This is a genomic window from Corynebacterium striatum (assembly GCF_016728105.1).
Lineage (GTDB): Bacteria > Actinomycetota > Actinomycetes > Mycobacteriales > Mycobacteriaceae > Corynebacterium > Corynebacterium striatum.
In genome coordinates, this window is sequence record NZ_CP068158.1 from 1,136,020 (window position 1) to 1,157,960 (window position 21,941).

7 protein-coding genes and 2 pseudogenes are annotated in these 21,941 nt (G+C 61.3%); 6 read left to right on the top strand and 3 right to left on the bottom strand.

Going from position 1 to position 21,941, the window contains the following annotated elements:
• Positions 1 to 14: 14 nt before the first annotated feature.
• Positions 15 to 1,280, bottom strand: a complete 1,266-nt coding sequence (gene mshA, locus I6I72_RS05380; RefSeq protein WP_005527584.1) for a D-inositol-3-phosphate glycosyltransferase — start codon at positions 1,278 to 1,280, stop codon at positions 15 to 17.
• Between the two features lie 80 nt (positions 1,281 to 1,360).
• Between mshA and I6I72_RS05385 the strand changes: the two genes are divergently transcribed.
• From I6I72_RS05385 to I6I72_RS05400, 4 genes are all read left to right on the top strand, one after another.
• Entirely contained in the window at positions 1,361 to 3,079 is a 1,719-nt protein-coding gene (locus tag I6I72_RS05385; protein ID WP_049063224.1) for a long-chain-fatty-acid--CoA ligase, read from the top strand.
• Between the two features lie 825 nt (positions 3,080 to 3,904).
• The gene (locus I6I72_RS05390) at positions 3,905 to 5,638 is read left to right on the top strand and encodes a long-chain-fatty-acid--CoA ligase (RefSeq protein WP_049145107.1); all 1,734 of its coding nucleotides are present in this window, start codon (positions 3,905 to 3,907) and stop codon (positions 5,636 to 5,638) included.
• A 245-nt stretch (positions 5,639 to 5,883) separates the two neighbouring features.
• Positions 5,884 to 7,692 carry a long-chain-fatty-acid--CoA ligase gene (locus tag I6I72_RS05395; RefSeq protein WP_236592694.1) on the top strand — a complete coding sequence of 603 codons (1,809 nt, stop codon included), beginning with the start codon at positions 5,884 to 5,886 and terminating at the stop codon, positions 7,690 to 7,692.
• Between the two features lie 292 nt (positions 7,693 to 7,984).
• Positions 7,985 to 17,035, top strand: a complete 9,051-nt coding sequence (locus tag I6I72_RS05400; RefSeq protein ID WP_201807640.1) for a type I polyketide synthase — start codon at positions 7,985 to 7,987, stop codon at positions 17,033 to 17,035.
• 117 nt (positions 17,036 to 17,152) lie between these two features.
• On the opposite strand, the gene I6I72_RS05405 is transcribed toward I6I72_RS05400, so the two are convergent.
• Positions 17,153 to 17,527, bottom strand: coding sequence for a hypothetical protein (locus I6I72_RS05405; protein WP_201807644.1), 375 nt, complete (start codon positions 17,525 to 17,527; stop codon positions 17,153 to 17,155).
• A 566-nt stretch (positions 17,528 to 18,093) separates the two neighbouring features.
• Positions 18,094 to 19,321, bottom strand: a pseudogene (locus I6I72_RS05410) (IS3 family transposase).
• 170 nt (positions 19,322 to 19,491) lie between these two features.
• On the opposite strand from I6I72_RS05410, the gene I6I72_RS05415 reads away from it, so the two are divergent.
• The gene (locus I6I72_RS05415; protein ID WP_046646292.1) at positions 19,492 to 20,991 is read left to right on the top strand and encodes an integrase core domain-containing protein; all 1,500 of its coding nucleotides are present in this window, start codon (positions 19,492 to 19,494) and stop codon (positions 20,989 to 20,991) included.
• 318 nt (positions 20,992 to 21,309) lie between these two features.
• Positions 21,310 to 21,894, top strand: a pseudogene (locus I6I72_RS05420) (IS1634 family transposase); the annotation flags it as partial.
• Between the last annotated feature and the right edge of the window lie 47 nt (positions 21,895 to 21,941).

Genomic DNA, 21,941 nt, shown 5'->3' on the forward strand with positions numbered 1-21,941 from the left:
TTATGTCCCGCTACTTAGTAACCAATTGCCCGGCGCGCATGGCAGTCTGGGACTTCGATGGCGAGAGCTTCCTCGTAGATGTCTTTGAGTACGCGGGCCGACTCGGCCCAGCTGAACTTCGCCGCATGCCCCACGGCGGCTTCGCCCATGCTGATGCGCAGCGGGTCGTCGTCAAGCAAGTGCTCCAAGGCATCCGCCCAGGCCTCCGGCGAGTGACCATCGACTAGCTCACCCGTCTCCCCATCCGCCACGGCGATGGGCAGGCCGCCGACGCGGGAGGCGATGACCGGGGTGCCCGAGGCCTGAGCCTCCAGTGCTACCAGGCCAAAGGACTCATTGTAGCTGGGCACCGCCACAACGTCGGCCGCGCGGTAAATAGAGACCAACTCCTCCGGCGGACGCGGACTAAGAAAGCGCACGTGCTTGGAAAGCCCCAGCTTGTGCACCAGGTTCTGGTAGTACTCCGGCGTCGAGTTCGCACCCGATGGGCCGCCGCAGAACAGCACGCGGATATTGCGATAAGGATCGCGCTCAATGAGCTCAGCGGTTGCACGAATGAGAACCTCCGGGCCCTTGAACTTCTGCAGTCGGCCCACGAAGGCCACGACCTTGGTGTGGATAGGAATGCCCAACTCACGGCGCGAGCGCTCGGTGTTGCGGTCGGTGCCAGGTGTAAACAGCTCGGTGTCGGCGCCCGGCGAGACCACCTTGATGCGAGAAGGCTCGGCGTCGTAATGCTCGACGAGATCGCGAGTCTCCTGCTCTGTATTCACCACGAGGAGATCCGCGTTATCCACCAGCTGCTGCTCGCAGATGCGACGGGCTTCCGATTCCCGGGTGTCATCGGCGGTGCGGTGCGCATTCTTCACAGCAGCCAGGGTGTGCGCGGTATGGACGAGCGGGACGCCCCAGAGATCGCGCAGCAGCCAGCCCACTTGGCCGGAGAGCCAGTAGTGCGTGTGGATGAGGTCGTAATCAAGATTGAAGCACTTGACGAACTGCACGAGCCCACCCGCGAATGCTGCCAGCTGCGTGGGGAGGTCTTCCTTATCAAGACCCTCGTAAGGCCCCGCAACGATGTTGATGACGCGCAGGTGCTCCTCGACCTCGACGACCTCGCCTTGGCTGGGACGCGTGGCTCGCGTGAAAATGTCGACGTCGACGCCCTGCCGGGCAAGTTGGCGAGCAATGTTGATGACGTAGACGTTCATTCCACCTGCATCACCGGACCCCGGCTGCTCGATGGGCGAGGTGTGGAGTGAAATCATTGCGATGCGCATAGGTAAACAGTCTAGTCGTGCGGATTCGAGGCTATACTGGCCCATGCTAAAACTTACGCAACCGAAAGGTGCTGAACCCCATGTCGGCATTCGACACCAAGGAATGGCTCCAGTTCTACCCAGAATGGACCCCGCATAACCTTGACTACGGAGATACCACTCTCCTCGATATTTACGACAACAACCTGGCAATCAACCCTGACAAGCCAGCGACTTACTTCTTTGGCAAGACCCAGACCTTCGCGGAGATGGACAAGCAGGTCCGTCGCGCCGCCGCCGGCCTGCGTGCATTCGGCGTGCGCCCGGGTGACAAGGTGGCCATCGTGGCGCCGAACTGCCCGCAGTACGTAGTTGCTTTTTACGCAATCTTGAAGCTGGGTGCCATCGCGGTCCTCCACAACCCGCTCTACACTGCGCACGAGCTGGAAGGTCTGTTCAAGGATCACGGCGCCCGCATCGCTATTGCCTGGGACAAGACGGCTTCTACCCTGGAGAAGCTGCGCGGCACCACCAATCTGGAGACGGTCATCTCCGTCAACATGATTGATGCGATGCCTACCGCCCAGAAGCTCGCCCTCAAGTACCTGCCTTTCTTGAAGTCCAAGCGCGGGCAGCTATCGGCGCATGCCAAAAACACCGTCACCTGGGACAGCCTGGTGGGCAATGCCATCGGCGGCGACGGGCGCGACGTCGAGCCTCCGGCGGACATCACCAAGGACACCATTGCCGTCATCATGTACACCTCCGGCACTACGGGGCAGCCGAAGGGCGCGCAGCTTTCGCACGGCAACTTCTTCGCCGTCATTCTGCAGGGCAAGCACTGGGTACCTGGCCTGGGCGACAAGCCGGAGCGCATGCTTTGCGCGCTGCCTTTCTTCCACGCTTATGGCCTGGTTATGAACGTGGTCCTGCAACCACTTATCGGCGGCGAGCTGGTCATCATTCCAAAGCCGGACATTGCGCTCATCATGGACTTGATGAAGAAGCACACTCCGACGTGGGTTCCAGGTGTGCCAACCCTCTACGAGCGCATCGTCGAGTCTGCTGAGGAACAGAACATCGACATCAAGGGCGTGCGTGCGGCATTCTCCGGCGCCTCGACCTTGCCGGTGGACACCGTAGAGAAGTGGGAAGAATACACCGGCGGCTTGCTGGTTGAGGGCTACGGCCTGACCGAGTGCTCCCCCATCATCGTGGGTAACCCGATGAGCACAGACCGCCGCCCGGGCTACGTGGGAATCCCATTCCCGGACACCGAGGTGCGCATTGCGAACCCGGACAACCTGGATGAGACCCAGCCGGACGGCGTCGAGGGCGAGGTCCTCGCACGCGGCCACCAGGTGTTCAAGGGCTACCTCAACAACCCGAAGGCCACCGAAGCCGCCTTCCACAACGGCTGGTTCCGCACCGGTGACATGGGCATCATGGAGGAAGATGGTTTCATCCGCTTGGTCTCCCGCATCAAGGAAATCATCATCACCGGCGGCTTCAACGTCTACCCAGGTGAGGTCGAAGAGGTACTGCGTACGCACCCTGCCATTGACGACGTCGCCGTGGTCGGCCGCCCGCGCTCCGACGGCTCTGAGGACGTCGTGGCCTGCATCGACCTGGCCGACGGCGTGGCGCTCGACCCTGAAGGCTTGAAGGAATTCTGCCGCGAGCGTCTGACCCGCTACAAGGTCCCGCGTACCTTCTACCACTTCGAGGAACTGGCCAAGGACCAGATGGGCAAGATTCGCCGCCGCGAAGTCCAGGCCGACCTGCTCGAGCGCTTGGAAAAGGAGAAGGCCGGCAAGTAGCCGCTGCCGCCTCCTCCGGCCGGGCCTTCGGCCGCACTTCCCGGCCCCGACCAGGACGATTTCCTGACCCAATTCCCGGCCCCTTCCAAAAGCTCCTTTTGCTCAGCCCCCATCACTGGGTAAAAGGAGCTTTTGGCCGTTTTCTGACGAGCTTCTACTCGACATACAACCATTTGAAAGGGAGCTTTTGCACGGGACCAAAAAGAGCAGTAACAGCCTGAAACGACTAATCCCTCAACCGCGTCATAACGCGGATCTGCAATAGGACCGGGTAAACATGGCCAATTATCCCGATCATTAGGAGGACTACCGCTGCCAGCCAGCCGTCGGCGGTAACTACCCAAATCGCGCTTTCGCATTGCTACTATGTGCTTGTTCCAACCGATTCGCCAGAGAAAGGCGTTGAAGCAATCCACGCCCCAACGTCGGCTGGCAGCACGTGAAAGAGAAAAACGGCGCCACACCGAGGCCGGAAGATAGCGCTCCAGTGAGCCACCGACGAACAGCGCAAAGCCAAACCCTATGAGCGTTACCGTGACAACAAACCCCACGGAATCAGCACCAACCGCGCCCGCCACTACAACGAGACCGTAAATTCCCGCAGCCGTGAAAAGTAAAGCAACCACGGAACACTCACCGCTTCCCCGTCTCGGTTCCTGCAAGAACCATGAGTACAAATGTGAATTCTAGCGGCCCACAAACACGGTGAGCCAAGGAGAGACGGCAACTACCCCATCACAAAAATTTGGCAGGCAGAAGGGTTTAGTTCACAAAATGGATATACTGTCCGAAACAAAACTGTTTGCCACCCAAAGGAGTGACGTCATGTCGGATACCCAGCCATCTGCATACGAGTCCAAAGCCTGGCTTGCCAGCTACGCCGAGTGGACCGACCACTCCCTCGAGTACGGTGAACTCACGCTGCTTGATATCTACAATGAGAACTTGGAAAAGCGCGGCAATAGGCCAGCCACCTGGTTCTTTGGTAGGCAGCAGAACTACCACGAGCTCGACGCCCAAGTGCGTGCCGCTGCCGCCGGCCTCAAGGCCTTCGGTATCCGCCCGGGCGACCGCGTGGCCATGGCACTGCCCAACTGTCCGCAGCACATCGCGGCGTTCTACGCGGTGCTCAAGTTAGGTGCGACTGTGGTCGAGCACAATCCGCTCTACACCGCACACGAGCTGGAGGGACTGTTCCAAGACCACGCGGCCCGCGTAGCCATCGTGTGGGACAAGGTGACACCGACCTTCGAGCAGCTGCGTGAGACCACCCCGCTGGAGACCATCGTCTCCGTCAACATGACCGAAGCAATGCCGCGCCGCCAGCAACTCCTGTTGCGCATCCCAATTCCGCCGATTACGGAAAAGCGCGATCAGCTCACTGCCGCTGCCCCGAATACGGTTCCATGGAACGTGCTCACCGGCACCGCCATCGGCGGCAACGGCCACAAGCTCGAGGACGCCACGGTAAAACCCGATGACACCGCGATCATCTTGTACACCTCCGGTACCACCGGTAAACCAAAGGGTGCTGAGATTACCCACGCGAACGTGTGCGCCAACGTCAAGCAAGGCGTGGCCTGGGTTCCTAACTTCGGGGCTAAGCCCGAGCGCATGCTCGCCGCCTTGCCCATGTTCCACATCTACGGCCTGACTCTCCTCGCAGCCCTCGGCGTGTATGTAGGCGGCGAGTTGGTACTTACTCCTGCCCCCAAGATCCCGCTCATCATGGACATCATGAAAAAGCACCGCCCAACCTGGTTGCCTGGTGTTCCTACTTTGTACTCCAAGATCATCGAGACAGCAGAGGAAAAGGGCGCAGACATCACCGGCATCCACAACTCCCTGTCAGGTGCTGCGGCGCTTCCCCCAGAAACCGTGGAGAAGTGGGAGTCGCTCACTGGCGGTCTGCTGGTTGAGGGCTACGGCCTCACCGAGACCTCGCCGGTCCTCACAGGTAACCCGATGAACAATAACCGACGCCCAGGCTACATCGGCATTCCGTTCCCGGACACCGAAATCCGCATCGCCAACCCAGAAAATCTTGACGAAACCATGCCCGACGGCGAGGCTGGCGAGTTGCTAGCCCGCGGCCCGCAGGTGTTCAAGGGCTACTTCAAAAACCCCGAAGCTACGGAGAACACTTTCCACGACGGCTGGTTCCGAACTGGCGATATGGCTGTCATGGAATCAGACGGCTTTATCAAGATCGTCTCCCGCATCAAGGAAATGATCATCACCGGCGGCTTCAACGTCTACCCAGGCGAGGTTGAAGAAGTCATCGCCACGCACCCAGACGTGGAAAACGTCGCCGTCGTTGGCCTGCCGCGCGCGGACGGTTCCGAGGACGTCGTCGCCTGTGTCATTCTGCGCGACGGTGCCGCGCTTGACCCCGAGGGAATGAAGGACTTCGCCCGCAAGAACCTCACTCGCTACAAGGTGCCGCGCACCTTCTACCACTTCGAGCACCTCGCCTCCGATCAGCTGGGCAAAATTCGCCGCCGCGAAGTCCAGGCAGACCTCATCGCCCTTCTCGAAAAGAATAAGGCGAAGAACTAAAGCATCCACACACTAACGTCGATTCGCTTTTTGGGCGAAAATTTCAGTTAATTCCCCGTTTGCACCTTTTGCGAACGGGGCTTTTTCTAGCTAAAACAAGGCGAATTCGCACCTTATAGTGACTTCCCCCCAGAAACTCACCAATATTAGCAAGTTTTTCAAGACTTAACACGTTAGTTAACTCACATTAGCAACTACACTGTGTTGCAACTAATACTTAGCCTCAGAAACTGAAAGGCATGATCATGGGAGCTTTTGACAACGCCGCTTGGCTTCAGCACTACGCCGAGTGGACCCCTCATTCCATCGACTATGGCGACACCACGTTGGTTGATATCTACACCAACAGCCTCGCGGTCAATGCCGCAAACCCTGCGACCTACTTCTTCGGCAAGACAATGACCTACGCGGATCTCGACGCCCAGGTTCGCGCCGCCGCCGCCAGTCTCAAGGCCTTCGGCATCCGCCCAGGCGACAACGTCGCCATCCTTCTACCCAACTGCCCGCAGCACCTCATCGCCTTCTACGCCATTACCCGCCTCGGTGCGACAGTCGTGGAACACAACCCGCTGTACACCGCCCACGAGCTCGAGTCCCTGTTCCAAGACCATGGCGCCCGCGTAACCATCGCCTGGGACAAAGCCGCCTGCACGCTCGAAAAGCTGCGTGACGTCACCAACCTCGAGACGGTCATCTCTGTGAACATGATCGACGAGATGCCACCCCTCCAGCGCCTCGCGCTTAAACTCCCGCTCCCACCGCTGAAGGCCAAGCGCGAGGCCTTGTCCGCCGACGCTCCAAACACCGTCCCGTGGTCCACCTTTATCAGCACCGCCATCGGTGGCGACGGCCGCCGCATGCAGTTCCCCGAGATATCGAAGGATGACATCGCTCTCATCCTCTACACCTCAGGAACTACCGGCAAGCCCAAGGGCGCCCAGCTCTCTCACGGCAACCTCGCCGCCAACGCCTTGCAGGTCGATGCCTGGGCCCCAGACCTCGGCCGCGGCCACGAGCGCTTCATGGCTGTGCTGCCCATGTTCCACTCTTATGGCTTCACCATGTCCATCATCTTAGGAATCCTGGCTGGTGCGGAAATCATCCTCCTTCCTTCACCGCAGCTCCCGCTCATCATGGACATCTTGAAGAAGCACACCCCCACTTGGTTCCCAGCCGTACCCACTATTTACGAAAAGGTGCTCGCTGCCGCCAAGGAAGAAGGCGTCGAGGTCAACGGCATCCGCTACGCCATCTCGGGCGCTGCCACCCTGCCCGTACACACTGTCTCCGAGTGGGAGACTGATACGGGCGGCACGTTAGTTGAAGGCTACGGTCTTACCGAAGCCTCGCCGGTCGTCACCTGCAATCCGCTGACCGACGCCCGCCGTGCCGGCCACATCGGACTCCCCTTCCCAGACACTGAGGTCCGCATCGCGAATCCAGATAACCTCGACGAGACTCAGCCGGACGGCGTCGAAGGCGAGCTTCTCGTCCGCGGCCCGCAGGTCTTCCAGGGCTACCTCCACAACGAAGAAGCCACCGCTGCCAGCTTCCACAACGGTTGGTTCCGCACTGGCGACATGGCCGTCATGGACGAGGAAGGCTTCATCCGCTTGGTCTCCCGCATCAAGGAAATGATCATCACCGGCGGCTTCAACGTCTACCCGGCAGAAGTCGAGGCGATCATCAATCAGCACCCCGACGTGGTCAATGTCGCGGTTGTGGGACGCCCACGACACGACGGCTCCGAGGACGTCGTGGCTTGTGTCATCCTGCGCGAAGGCGCGGCGCTCGATCCGGAAGCCCTAAAGGACTTCTGCCGTGAGCGTCTCACCCGCTACAAGGTCCCGCGCACCTTCTACCACTTCGAGCACCTCGCCTCCGATCAACTGGGCAAGATCCGTCGCCGCGAGGTACAGGCTGATCTCATGGCACTTCTGGAAGAGCCCGACCAACGCCGCCCGGACCACCACGGAGACTCTGCCACCGACACCAACGCCGACGCACACGCCGCAGCCAGCCCGGCAGATGCCAAGGCACCTATCTCGGACTAGCCCACCAGCTGGCGTACCAAAACTCATCGTTTGCGCTAAGTCAGCGATGAGCCGCAAAGACACCTCCGCAACGCCATAGCGTGTGTTCTCCTTCTTCCGCCGCGCCAAGCGCAACCCCGCGCCGCGCGGCAGCGTCACGCCATCGTCACCCCGCTCAAACATGAGAAAAACCTCACATTAAGACGCGTCAAGCACATACCTACGCCCAAGTAGGCTACGGTGGCGTAATCGCTTTTAGTTTTTTCACACTAACTAAGCGCATTTCAAACGTCACCAGACTTTAAGAGGGAAAATGTCTTTGACTCCATTACATTCCATGCCTAATCCAGCCGTCATTTTCGCAGGACAAGGCTCCAATTGGCAGGCCACGCTAAGCGATGCCGCGCAGGCCCCCGCCACCGCACAGAACCTGCGGGAGGTGCTCGCTGAGGCCCGCCGCATCACCGGCCCTGCCGCACGAACCATCGCCTCGACCTGCCCAGGCGCCATCGAGCGCCTCGAGCAACTGCTCGAAGGGGATGCTGCCACTGCCGCCGCGCTCGATGCCTCCCCGGCCGTATCTATCCCCGGCATCGTGCTCAGCCAAATCGCCACCATCGAACAGCTGCGCAACCTCGGAGTCATCATCGACGAGACCGCCGGACACTCCCAGGGAACCTTGGGCGAAATGGCCGTCGACAAGCCTGCGGAAGCCCTAGCCCTCGCCCTGCTGATGGGCACCGCCGCCAACGCCGTAGGCGGTTCCGATACCCGTTCCCAGATGTTGTCCATCCGTGGCCTTTCCCGTGAATTCATCACGGAGAACCTGCGCGGCACCACGGTAATCGCCGTGGTCAACGCCCGCCAGCATTTTGCGCTCTCCGGCTCCCCGGAGGATCTCGCTGCAACCCGCACAGCGCTCGACTCCGCAGTACAGGCCTTCAACGATTCCCTCGAAGAGCGCACCATCGGCGGCGACCCCCTTGAGCCGCAATACACCGAGCTGCCCGTGGCTCTTCCTTTCCACAACGCCATTCTCGCGCCCGCTGCCGAGCGCACCGTCGAACTGGCCACCGCCTGTGGCCTCGACGCTGAAAACGCTCGCGAGCAGGCAGAATCTATCCTGGTCAACGAGCACAACTGGCCGCAGGTCCTGGCTAAGCTGAAGTCTCGTCACTTCATCGTGCTGGATCGCTCGCTGGCCAACATCACTAAGCGCGTCGTCGAAGGCAGTGGCATCGTCGTGGTGTCTGCGGGCAGCCCGCAGGATCTCGATGCTCTAGCAATCCCCGGAAATTCCCTCCCCACGTCCGTGGACTACTCCGAATTCGCGCCGCGCGTTGTCGAGCTGCCGGGCGGCCGCGCGTTTACCCAGACCCGCTTCTCTGATCTCACCGGCCTGTCCCCCATCATGCTGGGTGGCATGACGCCGACCTCAGCTGATGGCGAGATCGTGGCCGCAGCAGCCAACGCCGGGCACTGGACCGAGATGGCCGGCGGCGGCATGTACTCCGACGAGGTCTTCCGTGCTCACCTCGCCGTGATGGAAAAGCACCTGGAGCCAGGCCGCACTGCGCAGTTCAACACCATGTTCTTCGACCGCTATCTGTGGAACCTGCAGTTCGGCCAGGCTCGCATCGTGCCGAAGGCCCGCGCCGCTGGTGCTTCCTTCAACGGCGTCTGCATCTCCGCGGGTATCCCGGAGGTAGACGAGGCCGGCGAGCTCCTCGCCCAGCTTCACGCCGATGGCTTCCCTTACATCTCCTTCAAGCCGGGCACTGCGAAGCAGATTCGCGACGTCCTCAAGATCGCTGCCGCTTACCCGGATGACCAGATCATCATGCAGGTCGAGGACGGCCACGCAGGCGGTCACCACTCGTGGGTCAACCTCGATGACATGCTGCTCGAAACCTACGCCGAGGTCCGCGCGCACCGCAACGTCGTTCTCGCCGTCGGCGGCGGCATCTACTCCCCGGAGCGCGCGGCGGACTACCTCACCGGCGAGTGGGCACAGGCTTATGACCTGCACGCCATGCCTGTCGACGCCGTGTTCATCGGCACCGTCGCCATGGCCACCAAGGAGGCTAAGGCCACCGACTCCGTCAAGGACCTGTTGGTGAAAACCTCCGGTATTTCACCAACCGAAAATGATGGTTGGGTCGGCCGCGGTGCCGGTACCAACGGCGTGGCCTCCTCCCAGTCGCACTTGTTGGCAGACATCCACGACCTGGACAACTCCTTTGCGGCTGCCTCCCGTCTCATCACTTCTTTGAGCATCGAGGACTACCCCGCCCACCGCGAAGAAATCATCACCGCGCTGAACAAGACGTCGAAGCCTTACTTCGGCGACGTCGAGAAAATGACCTACGCCGAATGGCTCGAGCGCTTCGTCGAACTGGCTCACCCGTTCGTGGACCCCACGTGGGATGACCGCTTCTTCGACCTCCTTCACCGCATCGAGGCGCGACTCAACAGCGCTGACCACGGCGAGATCGATACCCTCTTTGACTCCATCGACAAGGTCCACGACGCTCCGGCCGCGGCGGCGCGTTTACTGGCGGCCTACCCGGAGGCGACGTCGACAAGCGTGTCCCCGCGCGACGCCGCATGGTGGATTTCCCTGCACTACAAGCACGTCAAGCCGATGCCGTGGGTGCCTGCCATCGATGGCGACCTCAAGGTCTGGTTCGGCAAGGACACCCTGTGGCAGGCACAGGACGAGCGCTACACCGCAGACCAGGTGCGCATCATCCCGGGCCCAGTGGCCGTCGCTGGCATCACCAAGAAGAACGAGCCGGTAGCCGAGCTGCTTGCCCGCTTCGAACAGGCCACCACGGACTCCCTGCTGGCCGCGGGCCAGACCCCGCAGCAGGTCTTCTCCCGCCTGCAGGCCGCACAGGACGAGGCCGCCTTCATCAAGGCCGCACCGACCTTGGTCTGGCATGGCCACCTCATGGCCAACCCGGCCTATGAGATGGACGATAACGCCTACAGCCTGCGCCAAGACGCGGACGGCAACTGGGAGATCGTCATCACCGCCGATTCTTATTGGGACCACCTGCCGGAGGACCAGCGCCCGTTCTACGTCCGCGAGGTCACCGTTCCTGTCGACCTTCCCGAGGGCGTTGCTACCGGCGGCTCCCCGGTGGTCTCGGAGGAGCGCCTCCCGGCCTCCGTCTTCACTCTGCTTGAGGGCCTGGCCGGCGTGGGTTCCATGTCTGAGCAGGGCGACGAGATCACGCAGATGCCGCGCATTGAAGAAGGTTCAATCAGCGAGGACGCACCTTATGGCGTGGCCCACTACTCCTTCCACCTGCCGGCCTCCTTGCTGGAGGCGCACACCGCAGTCACCGGTGCCGCGCTTCCTGCCAGCGAGGACGCCACCGTGGGCACCCCGGACGTCCTCGTCGGCCCCTGCTGGCCGGCCATCTACACCGCGCTAGGTTCGGGCCTTTTGGAGGACGGCTACCCCGTCATCGAGGGCCTGCTCAATGCTGTGCACTTGGACCACGTCGTGGACGTCCGCGTTCCGCTTGCGACTCTCGCCGACGGCCGCCGCATCGACGTCATCTCCAAGTGCACCGCCATCGACGAGTCCGTCTCCGGGCGCATCGTCACCGTAGAGCTAGAGCTCAAAGACCACAGCACCGAAGAGATCGTCGCAACCCAAATGCAGCGCTTTGCCATCCGCGGCCGCGCCACCGGCACCGCGATGCCGAAGCCTGCGCCTGAGTGGGGCGGCGGCAAGTCGGCCTCCAAGGTCGAGTCCACGCCGCGCTCCTTCGTGGATCGTGCCACCGTCACCGCGCCGCACGACATGACCCCATTCGCGCTGGTCTCCGGTGACTACAACCCCATTCACACCTCCTACAACGCCGCACAGTTGGTGAACCTCCAGGCACCGCTGGTCCACGGCATGTGGCTCTCGGCCACTGCGCAACACCTGGCCGCGCGGCACGGCCAGGTCGTGGGCTGGACCTACTCCATGTACGGCATGGTTCAGTTGCACGATGTCATTGACATCGTCGTCGAGCGCGTGGGCCGCAAGGGTATCCACGTGGCCCTCGAAGTCACGTGCCGCATAGGCGGCGAGGTCGTTTCCCGGGGCCAGGCACTGCTTGCGCAGCCGCGCACCGCTTATGTCTACCCAGGCCAGGGCATCCAGACCGAGGGCATGGGCAAGGGCGACCGCGACGCTTCCCCAGCCGCCCGCGAGATCTGGCGCCGCGCCGACCAGCACACCCGCGAAGCACTGGGCTTTAGCATCCGTCACATCATCGACGGCAATCCCACGTCCCTGCGCGTCGGCGAGCAGACCTTCGTGCACCCACAGGGTGTTTTGCACCTGACCCAATTCACCCAGGTCGCCCTGGCAGTCGTGGCGTACGCACAGACCGAGCGCCTGCGTGAGAACAACGCCATCGGCTCCAACTCGATGTACGCCGGCCACTCCCTCGGTGAGTACACTGCTCTGGCATCGCTGGCTAACATCTTTGATCTTGAAGCGGTCATCGACATCGTCTACTCCCGCGGCTCCGCGATGGGCAGCCTCGTTCCACGCGACGCGGAGGGGAATTCCGAGTACGCCATGGCCGCGCTGCGTCCGAACATGATCGGCGTGAGCGGCGATGAGGTGGACGCCTACGTCGCCTCCATTGCGGAAGAAACCGGCGAGTTCCTAGAAATCGTCAACTACAACATCCGCGGTCAGCAGTACTCCGTGGCTGGCACCAAGGCCGGCCTGCGCGAGCTGGTCCGCCGCGCCAACGCTGTCAAGGAACGCGCAGCCGTGATGGTTCCGGGCATCGATGTCCCGTTCCACTCCCGCGTGCTGCGCGATGGCGTGGCCGCGTTTGCGGAGAAGCTCGACGAGCTCCTCCCGGCTGAGCTTGACCTCGACGCGCTGGTCGGCCGCTACGTGCCGAACCTCGTGGCAGTGCCGTTCGAGCTGACCCAAGAATTCGTCGACACCGTGGCCCCGATGGCTCCTTCTGGCAAGCTCGACGGCCTCGACGCCTCCTCGCTTGGGCCGCAGGCACTCGCCCGCCTGCTTCTCATCGAGCTGCTGTCCTGGCAGTTCGCCTCCCCGGTGCGCTGGATTGAGACCCAGGAACTGCTCTTCGACGAGGTCGATCAATTAATCGAGGTCGGCCTTGCCGCCTCCCCAACCCTGACCAACTTGGCCAAGCGCTCCCTGGCCGTGGCAGGCCGCGACCTGCCCGTATTCAACGTCGAGCGTGACCAAGACCAGGTCATGCTCCAGGACGTCCAGGCAGCACCAGAGCCCGAGACAGAGGAACCGGCTGTCGAGGCCGCGTCGGTCCCAGCTGCTCCAGCCACCCCAGCCGCTGAATCCGCGCCAGCCCCGGCCGAGTCCGCTCCCGCAGTTCCTGCCCCGGCTGCGCCTTCCGCAGGTGCCGCCCCCGAGCTCACCTTCCGCGCGGCCGAGGCCATCATGGTGCTCTTCGCGTTCCAGAACAAGATCCGCATCGACCAGATCAACGACTCCGAAAACATCGAGGAGCTCACCAACGGCGTTTCCTCGCGCCGCAACCAGCTCCTGATGGACATGTCCGCTGAGATCGGCGTGCCTGCAATCGACGGCGCCGCAGACGCCGACGTCGCCTCGCTGCGCGAAAAGGTCAACGCCGCCGCCCCTGGCTACGCGCCTTTCGGCAGCGTCCTTGGCGAAGCCGTCACCGCACGCCTGCGCCAGCTGCTCGGCGCTGCGGGCCTCAAGCCCACCGCGGTGGCCGAGTACGTCACCGGCACCTGGGGCCTGCCCGAGTCTTGGGTCGCCCACGTCGAGGCTGAAATCCTGCTCGGCTCCCGCGACGAGGATTCTGTCCGCGGCGGCAGCCTGAACACGGTTCCGTCCAGCGCCACCAGCAAGTCCGCGGCGCACGAGCTTATCGACGCCGCCGTCCAAGGCGTCGCCAATGCGCACGGCGCCAGTGTCTCCAAGGGCGCTGCCGCAGGTGGAGCCTCCGGCGGGGTCGTGGATTCCGCTGCCCTCGAGGCCTACGCCGAGACCGTGACCGGTGAGAACGGCGTGCTCGCCACCGTGGCCCGCCAGGTCCTCACCCAGCTCGGCCACGTCGCCGAGCCTGCCGAGGCCACCGCCCCAGACACCGAGGTCATCGAGACCGTCGAAGCCGAGCTCGGTTCCGGCTGGCTCAAGTCCGTCACCCCTTCTTTCGACGCGGCACACGCCGTGCTTTTCGACGACGCCTGGGCCACCGCCCGCGAGCGCCTCGCCCGCGTAGCACTTGGCGAGATCGCGGCCGACGACGAGCGCGCGCAGCCTGCCGCTTTCCAGGGCGCCGGCGCCACCGTGGCTGAACAGGCCCGTTGGTGGGCACGCTCGGGCAACACCGCCGTCGAGAATGCCCACTTCGAGCAGATAGCCGCAGCCGCCGAGTCCACCGCACACGGCGCTTACGCCGGTGACGTCGCCCTCGTCACCGGTGCCGCTCCTGGTTCCATCGCCACCGCACTTGTCGAGCGCCTCCTCGCAGACGGTGCAACCGTCATCATGACGGCATCGCGAGTGACCCAGTCCCGTAAGGAATTCGCCCGCCGCCTCTACGCCGAGCACGGCCGTCAGGGATCTGCCCTGTGGTTGGTTCCGGCCAACCTCACCAGTTTCCGCGACGTGGACTCCCTGGTGGAGTGGATCGGCTCCGAGCAGCGCGAATCCGTGGGCAACGAGGTGAAGATTCTCAAGCCAGCGCTCACCCCAACCTTGGCATTCCCATTCGCGGCACCGTCTGTTTCCGGCTCGCTTGCAGACGCCGGCTCCTCCACGGAGACCCAGGCTCGCCTGCTGCTGTGGTCGGTCGAGCGCCTCATCGGCGGTCTCTCTGACCTCGCGGTTAAGGCCCCGAGTCCCACCCGGTGCCACGTGGTCCTGCCGGGCTCGCCCAACCGCGGCACCTTCGGCGGCGACGGTGCTTATGGCGAAGTCAAAGCCGCGCTCGACGCCATCCTGGCCAAGTGGAACGTCGAGGCTGGTTGGCCTGCCGGCGTCACCCTTGCGCAAGCCAAGATCGGCTGGGTCGCAGGCACTCACCTCATGGGCGGCAACGATGTCCTCGTTCCAGCCGCGCAGAAGGCCGGCATCCACGTGTGGTCGCCGGAGGAAATCTCCTCTGAGTTGCTAGACCTAGCTTCCGCCGAGTCCCGCGCCCGCGCCACCGAACGCCCGATCGAGGCAGACCTCACCGGCGGTCTCGAAGGATTCTCGCTGACTTCTCTAGAGGTCGAGAAGCCTGCTGCACAGTCCGCTACAGAAAGTGCCGCCAAGGACACCACCGCCCGCATCAAGGCACTGCCTTCCCCGGTGCGCCCGGTGCAGCCGCAGCTGGCTGAGGAACTTGGCGACATCACCACCGATCTCGACGACATGGTGGTCATCGCCGGTATCGGCGAGGTAAGCTCCTGGGGTTCCGGCCGCACCCGCTTCGAGGCCGAGTACGGTCTGCAGCGCGACGGCTCCGCCGAGTTGACCGCCGCCGGTGTCATCGAGCTCGCGTGGATGACCGGCCTCATCGCATGGCACGAGGAGCCCACGCCGGGCTGGTTCATCGGTGAGACTGACGAACAGATTGCGGAAGAGGACATCTACGAGCGTTTCCACGACGAGGTCGTGGCCCGCGCCGGCATCCGCGAGCTCACCGATAAGTACCACCTGGTTGACCGCGGCTCCATCGACCTGACCACAGTGTTCTTGGACCGCGACATCACCTTCACCGTCGATTCCGAGGCCACCGCCCGCGACATCGCCGGGGCCGACCCAGAGTTCACCAGCATCCGCGAGGCTGACGGCGAATGGGAGGTCACCCGCCGCAAGGGCGCCATCGCAAAGGTGCCGCGCAAGGCCACGCTCACCCGCACCGTGGCCGCGCAGATGCCAGACAACTTCGACGCCGCCCGCTGGGGCATCCCGGACCACATGCTCGACGCACTCGACCGCATGGCGGTCTGGAACCTGGTCACGGCCGTCGACGCCTTCATCCAGGCCGGCTTCTCCCCTGCTGAGCTGCTGCAGTCCATCCACCCAGGCCAGGTTGCCACCACGCAGGGCACCGGCATCGGCGGCATGGAGTCCCTGCACAAGGTCTTCGTCTCCCGCTTCCTCGGCGAGGAGCGCCCATCCGACATCCTGCAGGAAGCACTGCCGAACATCATCGCGGCTCACACCATGCAGTCCTTGGTCGGCGGATACGGCTCGATGATCCACCCCATCGGCGCCTGCGCCACGGCCGCGGTGTCCATCGAGGAGGGCGTCGACAAGATTGCACTGGGCAAGGCCGACGTCGTGGTCGCCGGTGGCATCGACGACGTTCAGGTCGAGTCGCTGCAGGGCTTTGGCGACATGAACGCCACCGCGCAGACCGCAGCGATGACTGCGAAGGGCATCGACGAGCGCTTCATCTCCCGCGCCAACGACCGCCGCCGCGGCGGCTTCCTCGAGGGCGAGGGTGGCGGCACCGTCCTGCTTGTGCGAGGTAGTCTCGCGCAAGAGCTGGGCCTTCCGGTGCTCGCCGTGGTCGCCCACGCCGCTTCCTACGGCGACGGCGCCCACACCTCCATTCCAGCTCCGGGCCTCGGCGCCCTGGGCGCCGGTCGTGGTCGCGAGAACTCTCGTCTCGCACGCTCGCTGCGCGGGCTGGGCTTAACGCCAAACGACGTCTCGGTCCTGTCTAAGCACGACACTTCCACCAACGCCAACGACCCGAACGAGTCTGAGCTGCACTCCCTGCTGTGGCCGGCGATCGGGCGCGACGCGGAGCAGCCGATGTTCGTCATCTCGCAAAAGACGCTCACCGGCCACTCCAAAGCCGGCGCGGCGCTGTTCCAGACCGGCGGTATCATCGACGTCTTCCGCACCGGGCGCATCCCCGCCAACGTCTCGCTGGACTGCGTTGATCCGCTCATCGCACCGAAGGCGAAGAACCTCGTGTGGCTGCGTTCGCCGCTGGATCTGGCAGCCTCGGGCCGCAGCGTGAAAGCCGCGGCGCTCACCTCGCTCGGCTTCGGACACGTCGGCGCACTCATCGTGTACGCGCACCCGGGCGTGTTTGAGAAGGCCGTCGCCAAGCAGCGCGGCACTGACGCTGCAGCTGCTTGGCGCGAGCGTGCCGAGCAGCGCCTCGCCGCGGGTCATGCCCGCTTCGAGGCCGGCATGCTGGGCCGCGCGCCGCTCTTTGAGATCATCGACGGCCGCCGCCTGCCGCACGCCGACGCCAAGGTGATGATTGACGGCTACGGCCTCGTCGACGCCGACAAGGCCGCGGAAATCTCCATGCTCCTCGACGCCGGTGCGCGCCTGGGCAGCAACGGTAAGTTTCCGAGTGCGTAGCCTCTAGCAATCAGGGCCAGTTCGTACTTGAACTGGCCCTTTACTTTTGACCAAGCATCGTTTCGCTCTATGTCGCGACGATGTTTGCTCACCGACTCTTTTCAATTAAATGTTCCATCACACGCTTTCAAACATCCGCCGAAAAATATTGACAAGCATGATTACGGAATCAGCGATTATGCCAGCTTCACGGCGCGATGAGTTCGGTGCGTGTTTTATCGAATGAGCTAACGAAACTGCCTTACGAACAAAACTACGCAGTTCACTATTCGCTGGTCCTGGAAGTTCTACTTCAACAACTCGTGCCAGCCGATTTTTTGAGTTTCCCTCATTAAATCTATCCGCATCATCACCATTCCGTAAGTGACGAGTTTCGTCAAAGGCTACGCGGTTCAATTCATGTTGGCGGACATGAATAACTGACCAGTGGCGGACACGGGATTTAGGGGGTTGGGGGTTTTTATTGGGGGTAGGAAAATAAGGGGTCTTCATCCGATGTTCGATAGAAGAGTCTAACCGGACTCATCTAGCGAAAAGCGCGGTCGGACCTGACTCCGTCTCTAATCAGCAGCAATTGTCTTCTAGAAGAAGTAGGGGTGAAGTTGAGGTGTCAGGTCTGTGGCCCCGCCGGCGCCGATGGTGACTCCAACACCGGGTTCCTCGTGCCTATCGAAGGCAACCACAGCACGCGGCCGCGCCGTCGGCACGTTCCGTGAAATCACATGTGCCAAGCTTCACGGACCTCATGCCACAGGTGCGCCCGACACCGAACAACACGGCTCCCATCGGTCGGCTGATGCACCACGTCATCGTCGTTCGAACTCGAGGAGCATCCCAGCGCTAGATCGACGTCACAACAGGGCTCTGAACCAGAGGGGATAAGTTCGCTTACCATACTCCAACAGGACGAGTCAATCATTCGAACACGCCCTGCCCCCGTGGTGTCCGCCACTGGTCAGTTTCTCATGTCCGCTAACAATTCATCGAGAATGCGAACCCCCCGATTACCGACATCACTGAAGTCACTTTGAAGCGTCCTGGGTTTAGTTCCGCTTCTTTTACGGCCCCGTGTTGATGGGCTCGGTGAGATAGTACTCGGTTTCTACTTCCTGTGGGGTAGCGTAGTCCAAAGCTTCATGAAGCCGCTTGGTGTTCCACCAATGCACCCACCGCAAGGTGGCCAATTCGACTTCTCCGACCGACGTCCACGGGCCCCGGGCATGAATCAGTTCAGCCTTGTAGAGACCATTGACTGTTTCGGCTAGAGCATTGTCATAAGAATCGCCGACTGTTCCCACACTCGGACGGATTCCGGATTCGGCTAGCGCGGTGGAATACTTCAGTGACACGTACTGGCTGCCCCGATCACTATGGTGAATTAACTGGTTTCCATGGATTCGCCCTGCAGTCGTTAACGCATGCTCCAAAGCTTCCATGGGCAGCGCATCGGTACGCATCGTCGAGCGTGTAGCAACACCAACAATTTTTCGGCTAAATACATCCACGACAAACGCGGTATAGGCGAATGCTGACAGGGTGCGAACGTAGGTAATGTCGGCAACCCAAAGCCTGCCTGGTGCCTGCGCACGGAAGTTTCGGCGGACAAGGTCTGGGCGATGATCCGGTGCCTTCGGGCTAATCGTTGTCACAGGGGTTCGCCCACGTCTGCGGCCAGAAACACCTGCTAGCTTCATCAGGCGTGCAGTCTTGTCGCGGCCGATATGAAAGCCTTCACGGTTCATCGCGTGCCACATTTTGCGGATTCCGTAGACCGAGAAATTCTCCGCGTGAACACGCTGTATTTCTGGGATGAGCAGGCTATCGCTTAAGGCCCTTGCGCTGGGAACACGAGTGGTCGCCTTGCGGTAGCCGCGTGAAGTAATGAATCCACGATCTGCTTGTTTAAGGACTCGGCAGATGGGCCCGGGCCCCAAACTGATCTTTATACGTGTCGATGTAGGAGATCATTTGGTCGTGGATCGGTCGAGTTCCGCTGCGAAAAAAGCCGAAGCTGTCTTAAGAATCCCGTTTGCGCGTTTTAGTTCGCGGTTTTCACGGCGCAGACGCCCCAAGCTCTTCTTCCATTGTCTCGCCGCCTGAAGCGTCAGAGTCATCACGTACTGAAGCGCTGTCACGGTACCAAGCCCGCAACGTGTGGTGAGATACTCCAAGGAGCTCGCCGACCTCCGTGTAGGCGCGTTGCAGTGAGCAAGACTCCAGGCGGACCATTTCGATGATCTGATGGACCGCCTTCTCCTTGAACTCGACGGAATACTTTCTAGGCATAGTTCAATCCTTCCTTAGCTGAGGTATGTGATGTCTATGGAGTTTTTGGTCACGGAGTCTAATGGCTTTTTGGACGGGGAGTCCAGATAGTTTTTGGTCACGGAGTCCAAAGACTTCCTTGTCGTGATGTCTCAAGACTTTTTGGACAGTCGGTGGGTTGGAATACCAAGATGGCTATTTCAACCCATCTCCGCAAGAAAATAGCGGACTTCGACCCAGTAAGAGACGGACGAACCGTCACCCAATTCTGCAAGGATATTGGCGTATCTCGCCAAACCTATGCCAACATCAAACGCCGCGTTGAACAACGCGGCCGTGCAGGCATCCTGCCTGACTCCACCGCCCCGCATTCCCCAGCCAGAATCTACGATGATCACCTTCGTCAGAAAGTCATCACAGCTCGATCAGTGCTCAAGGCCCAGGGACGGGACTATGGCCCGTGGTCAATCTATTACTACCTCATTGATGACCTTGGTTTAGAGCACCCACCGGCACGGTCTACGATTGCGCTTTGGCTCCACGAAGCTGGTGTTGCTGAGGCCAATGCCCGTAAACGTCCTCGTAAAAGCTTTAAACGCTGGGCACGCGATAAAGTCGATGAGCTGTGGCAACTCGACGGGTTTGTCTACCGACTCTTTGACACTCCACATACCCAGATCACTATCTACCAGCTGGTTGATGATGCCAGCCGGTTTGATCTGGGCTCACAAGCCTTCGCCGCCAAAGAAAACGGATTCGATGCTCGCACTACCTTGGCCGCAGCAATAGAAACGTATGGTCGCCCGCAGGAACTTTTGACCGATAACGGTGAAGCTTTCGCCACCTATCACCGGGGCCGGTTGTCCGATACCGAGCGCTGGCTCGCCGCCCAAGGTATCTGGTCCATTGCAGGTTTTGGCCCGCAAACCCAAGGCAAAGATGAACGCTCGCATCAAACCATGACCAAGTTTCTCGATGCACGCCAACCTACAACACTTCAGCACGTCAAACAGCTGTTGGACGACTACCGCGAGTTTTACAACACCAGGCGCCGCCATCAAGGCCTGCTAGTCGGCAAAATGCACATCACTCCAGCCCAAGCCCGTGAGCACTTCGCCCACGCTCAATCCCCAACACAACCCATTGACCCGGATGTGCTGTGGGCCAAGATTGTGAAGTCATACCGGGATACACACTCAGAAAGCGCGATACACCACGAGCATCGTATCGAGAATGGGGTTAAAGAGGCGATGGCGCCGGTTGTGGGAGAAGTTGCAGCTTCTCCCACAACCATCGATGACGATAACGAACCAATCCAGCAAGAATCATCTCCTACCATCAGTCCCACCGTAGACGGTCTATCCGCCCAGTCAAGCAACGCCTGGGGTATCCCCGACACACTGTGGATCAACAAAAGCGGAGTGGTGCGCATCCTGGGCTATGGATTCTATGTAGGACTCCGGTTTAAAAACCGGCTCATATACAGCCACGTTACCGATGACACCGCTGAGTTCTTCACTGATCATGATGGTGAAGCACTGTTTTCATTCCCACTGCCCATCAAGCTACTTGAGCGTCCAGCCGGCGGACAGATCAACATCGGGCATGTCGAAGGAATGTGGCACCGCCGGCCACCAGAGATCAAACCAATCCTGTCGCGTCCGCGCCCGTCGAGACGAAAGAAACCATAACCGGTAAGACGAGCTAGAGACTGTCCAAAAACACCAAAGACTCCCTGCCCAAAAAGCAGGGAGACTCCACGTCCAAAAAGTCATTGGACTCCTAGCCCAAAAAGCTACTGGACTCCGTGTCCAAAAAGCCCATGGACATAACATCCTTAGCTGAGGTAGGAACTAAACCTAGGACGCTTCATTCGATCACGGCCTGACTTGGCTCATTTTGGTGTGTTGTAGTTCATATTGACGTTTCTGCCTGTGGGGTTGGGTATCAGAGTGCGGGTTTTGTCTGACTAAGCGGGTAGCGGTGGGGGTGCCGGTAGGCTGTTGAATATGTCACCGAGTATCCGCCGGGTCCCGACGGCGTCGGGTGCGACCGCTGTTCAAATCATCTGGCGGTACCGCAACCGCAAACCTGAAATCGAACACGTCGGCTCCGCCCATACCGACCACGATCTCGCAGCGCTGATGGTCAAGGCTCAGCGGCTTGTCGATGGCGAGCAAATTTCACTTGACCTCAAAGTGTTGCCTTCTGCGGTTGCTGTGTCTGGAACAGGCACGGTTGATAATCCCGTCACGGTATCCGGTGAACGCGCAGGTCTTCTCCTGGACGCGATTCGCGGGGCCTTCCAACTCCTTGGCCTGGATACGGCAAGCGGCAAGGACGAGGTGTTTTTCAACCTGGTCCAAGCCCGTATTATCTCGCCGGGTTCCAAGTTTGATTCCATTGAAACTCTGGCAGAAGTCGGCGTGGCCTCGGCTTCATACGCGACTATAAAGCGCTACCTTCCGCGGTATGCCGACAAAGACTTCCGCGACCAGATAACCCACGCCCTAACCACACACGCGGCCATTGGTCCTGGTGTGATGGTTCTCTACGATGTGACAACCTTGTATTTTGAAACTGACGGACCTGACCCCTTTTTGGTGGACACCTGATATCCAGCCCGGTTGGGTTGGGAAGA

What these genes read in the sequence shown, in the direction of transcription:
- I6I72_RS05385 (WP_049063224.1), top strand. Translation starts at nt 1,361, where the DNA reads ATGTCGGCATTCGACACCAAGGAATGGCTCCAGTTCTACCCAGAATGG.
- I6I72_RS05400 (WP_201807640.1), top strand. Translation starts at nt 7,985, where the DNA reads ATGTCTTTGACTCCATTACATTCCATGCCTAATCCAGCCGTCATTTTC.
- I6I72_RS05395 (WP_236592694.1), top strand. Translation starts at nt 5,884, where the DNA reads ATGGGAGCTTTTGACAACGCCGCTTGGCTTCAGCACTACGCCGAGTGG.
- I6I72_RS05415 (WP_046646292.1), top strand. Translation starts at nt 19,492, where the DNA reads ATGGCTATTTCAACCCATCTCCGCAAGAAAATAGCGGACTTCGACCCA.
- I6I72_RS05405 (WP_201807644.1), bottom strand. Translation starts at nt 17,527, where the DNA reads ATGAAGACCCCTTATTTTCCTACCCCCAATAAAAACCCCCAACCCCCT.
- I6I72_RS05390 (WP_049145107.1), top strand. Translation starts at nt 3,905, where the DNA reads ATGTCGGATACCCAGCCATCTGCATACGAGTCCAAAGCCTGGCTTGCC.
- mshA (WP_005527584.1), bottom strand. Translation starts at nt 1,280, where the DNA reads ATGCGCATCGCAATGATTTCACTCCACACCTCGCCCATCGAGCAGCCG.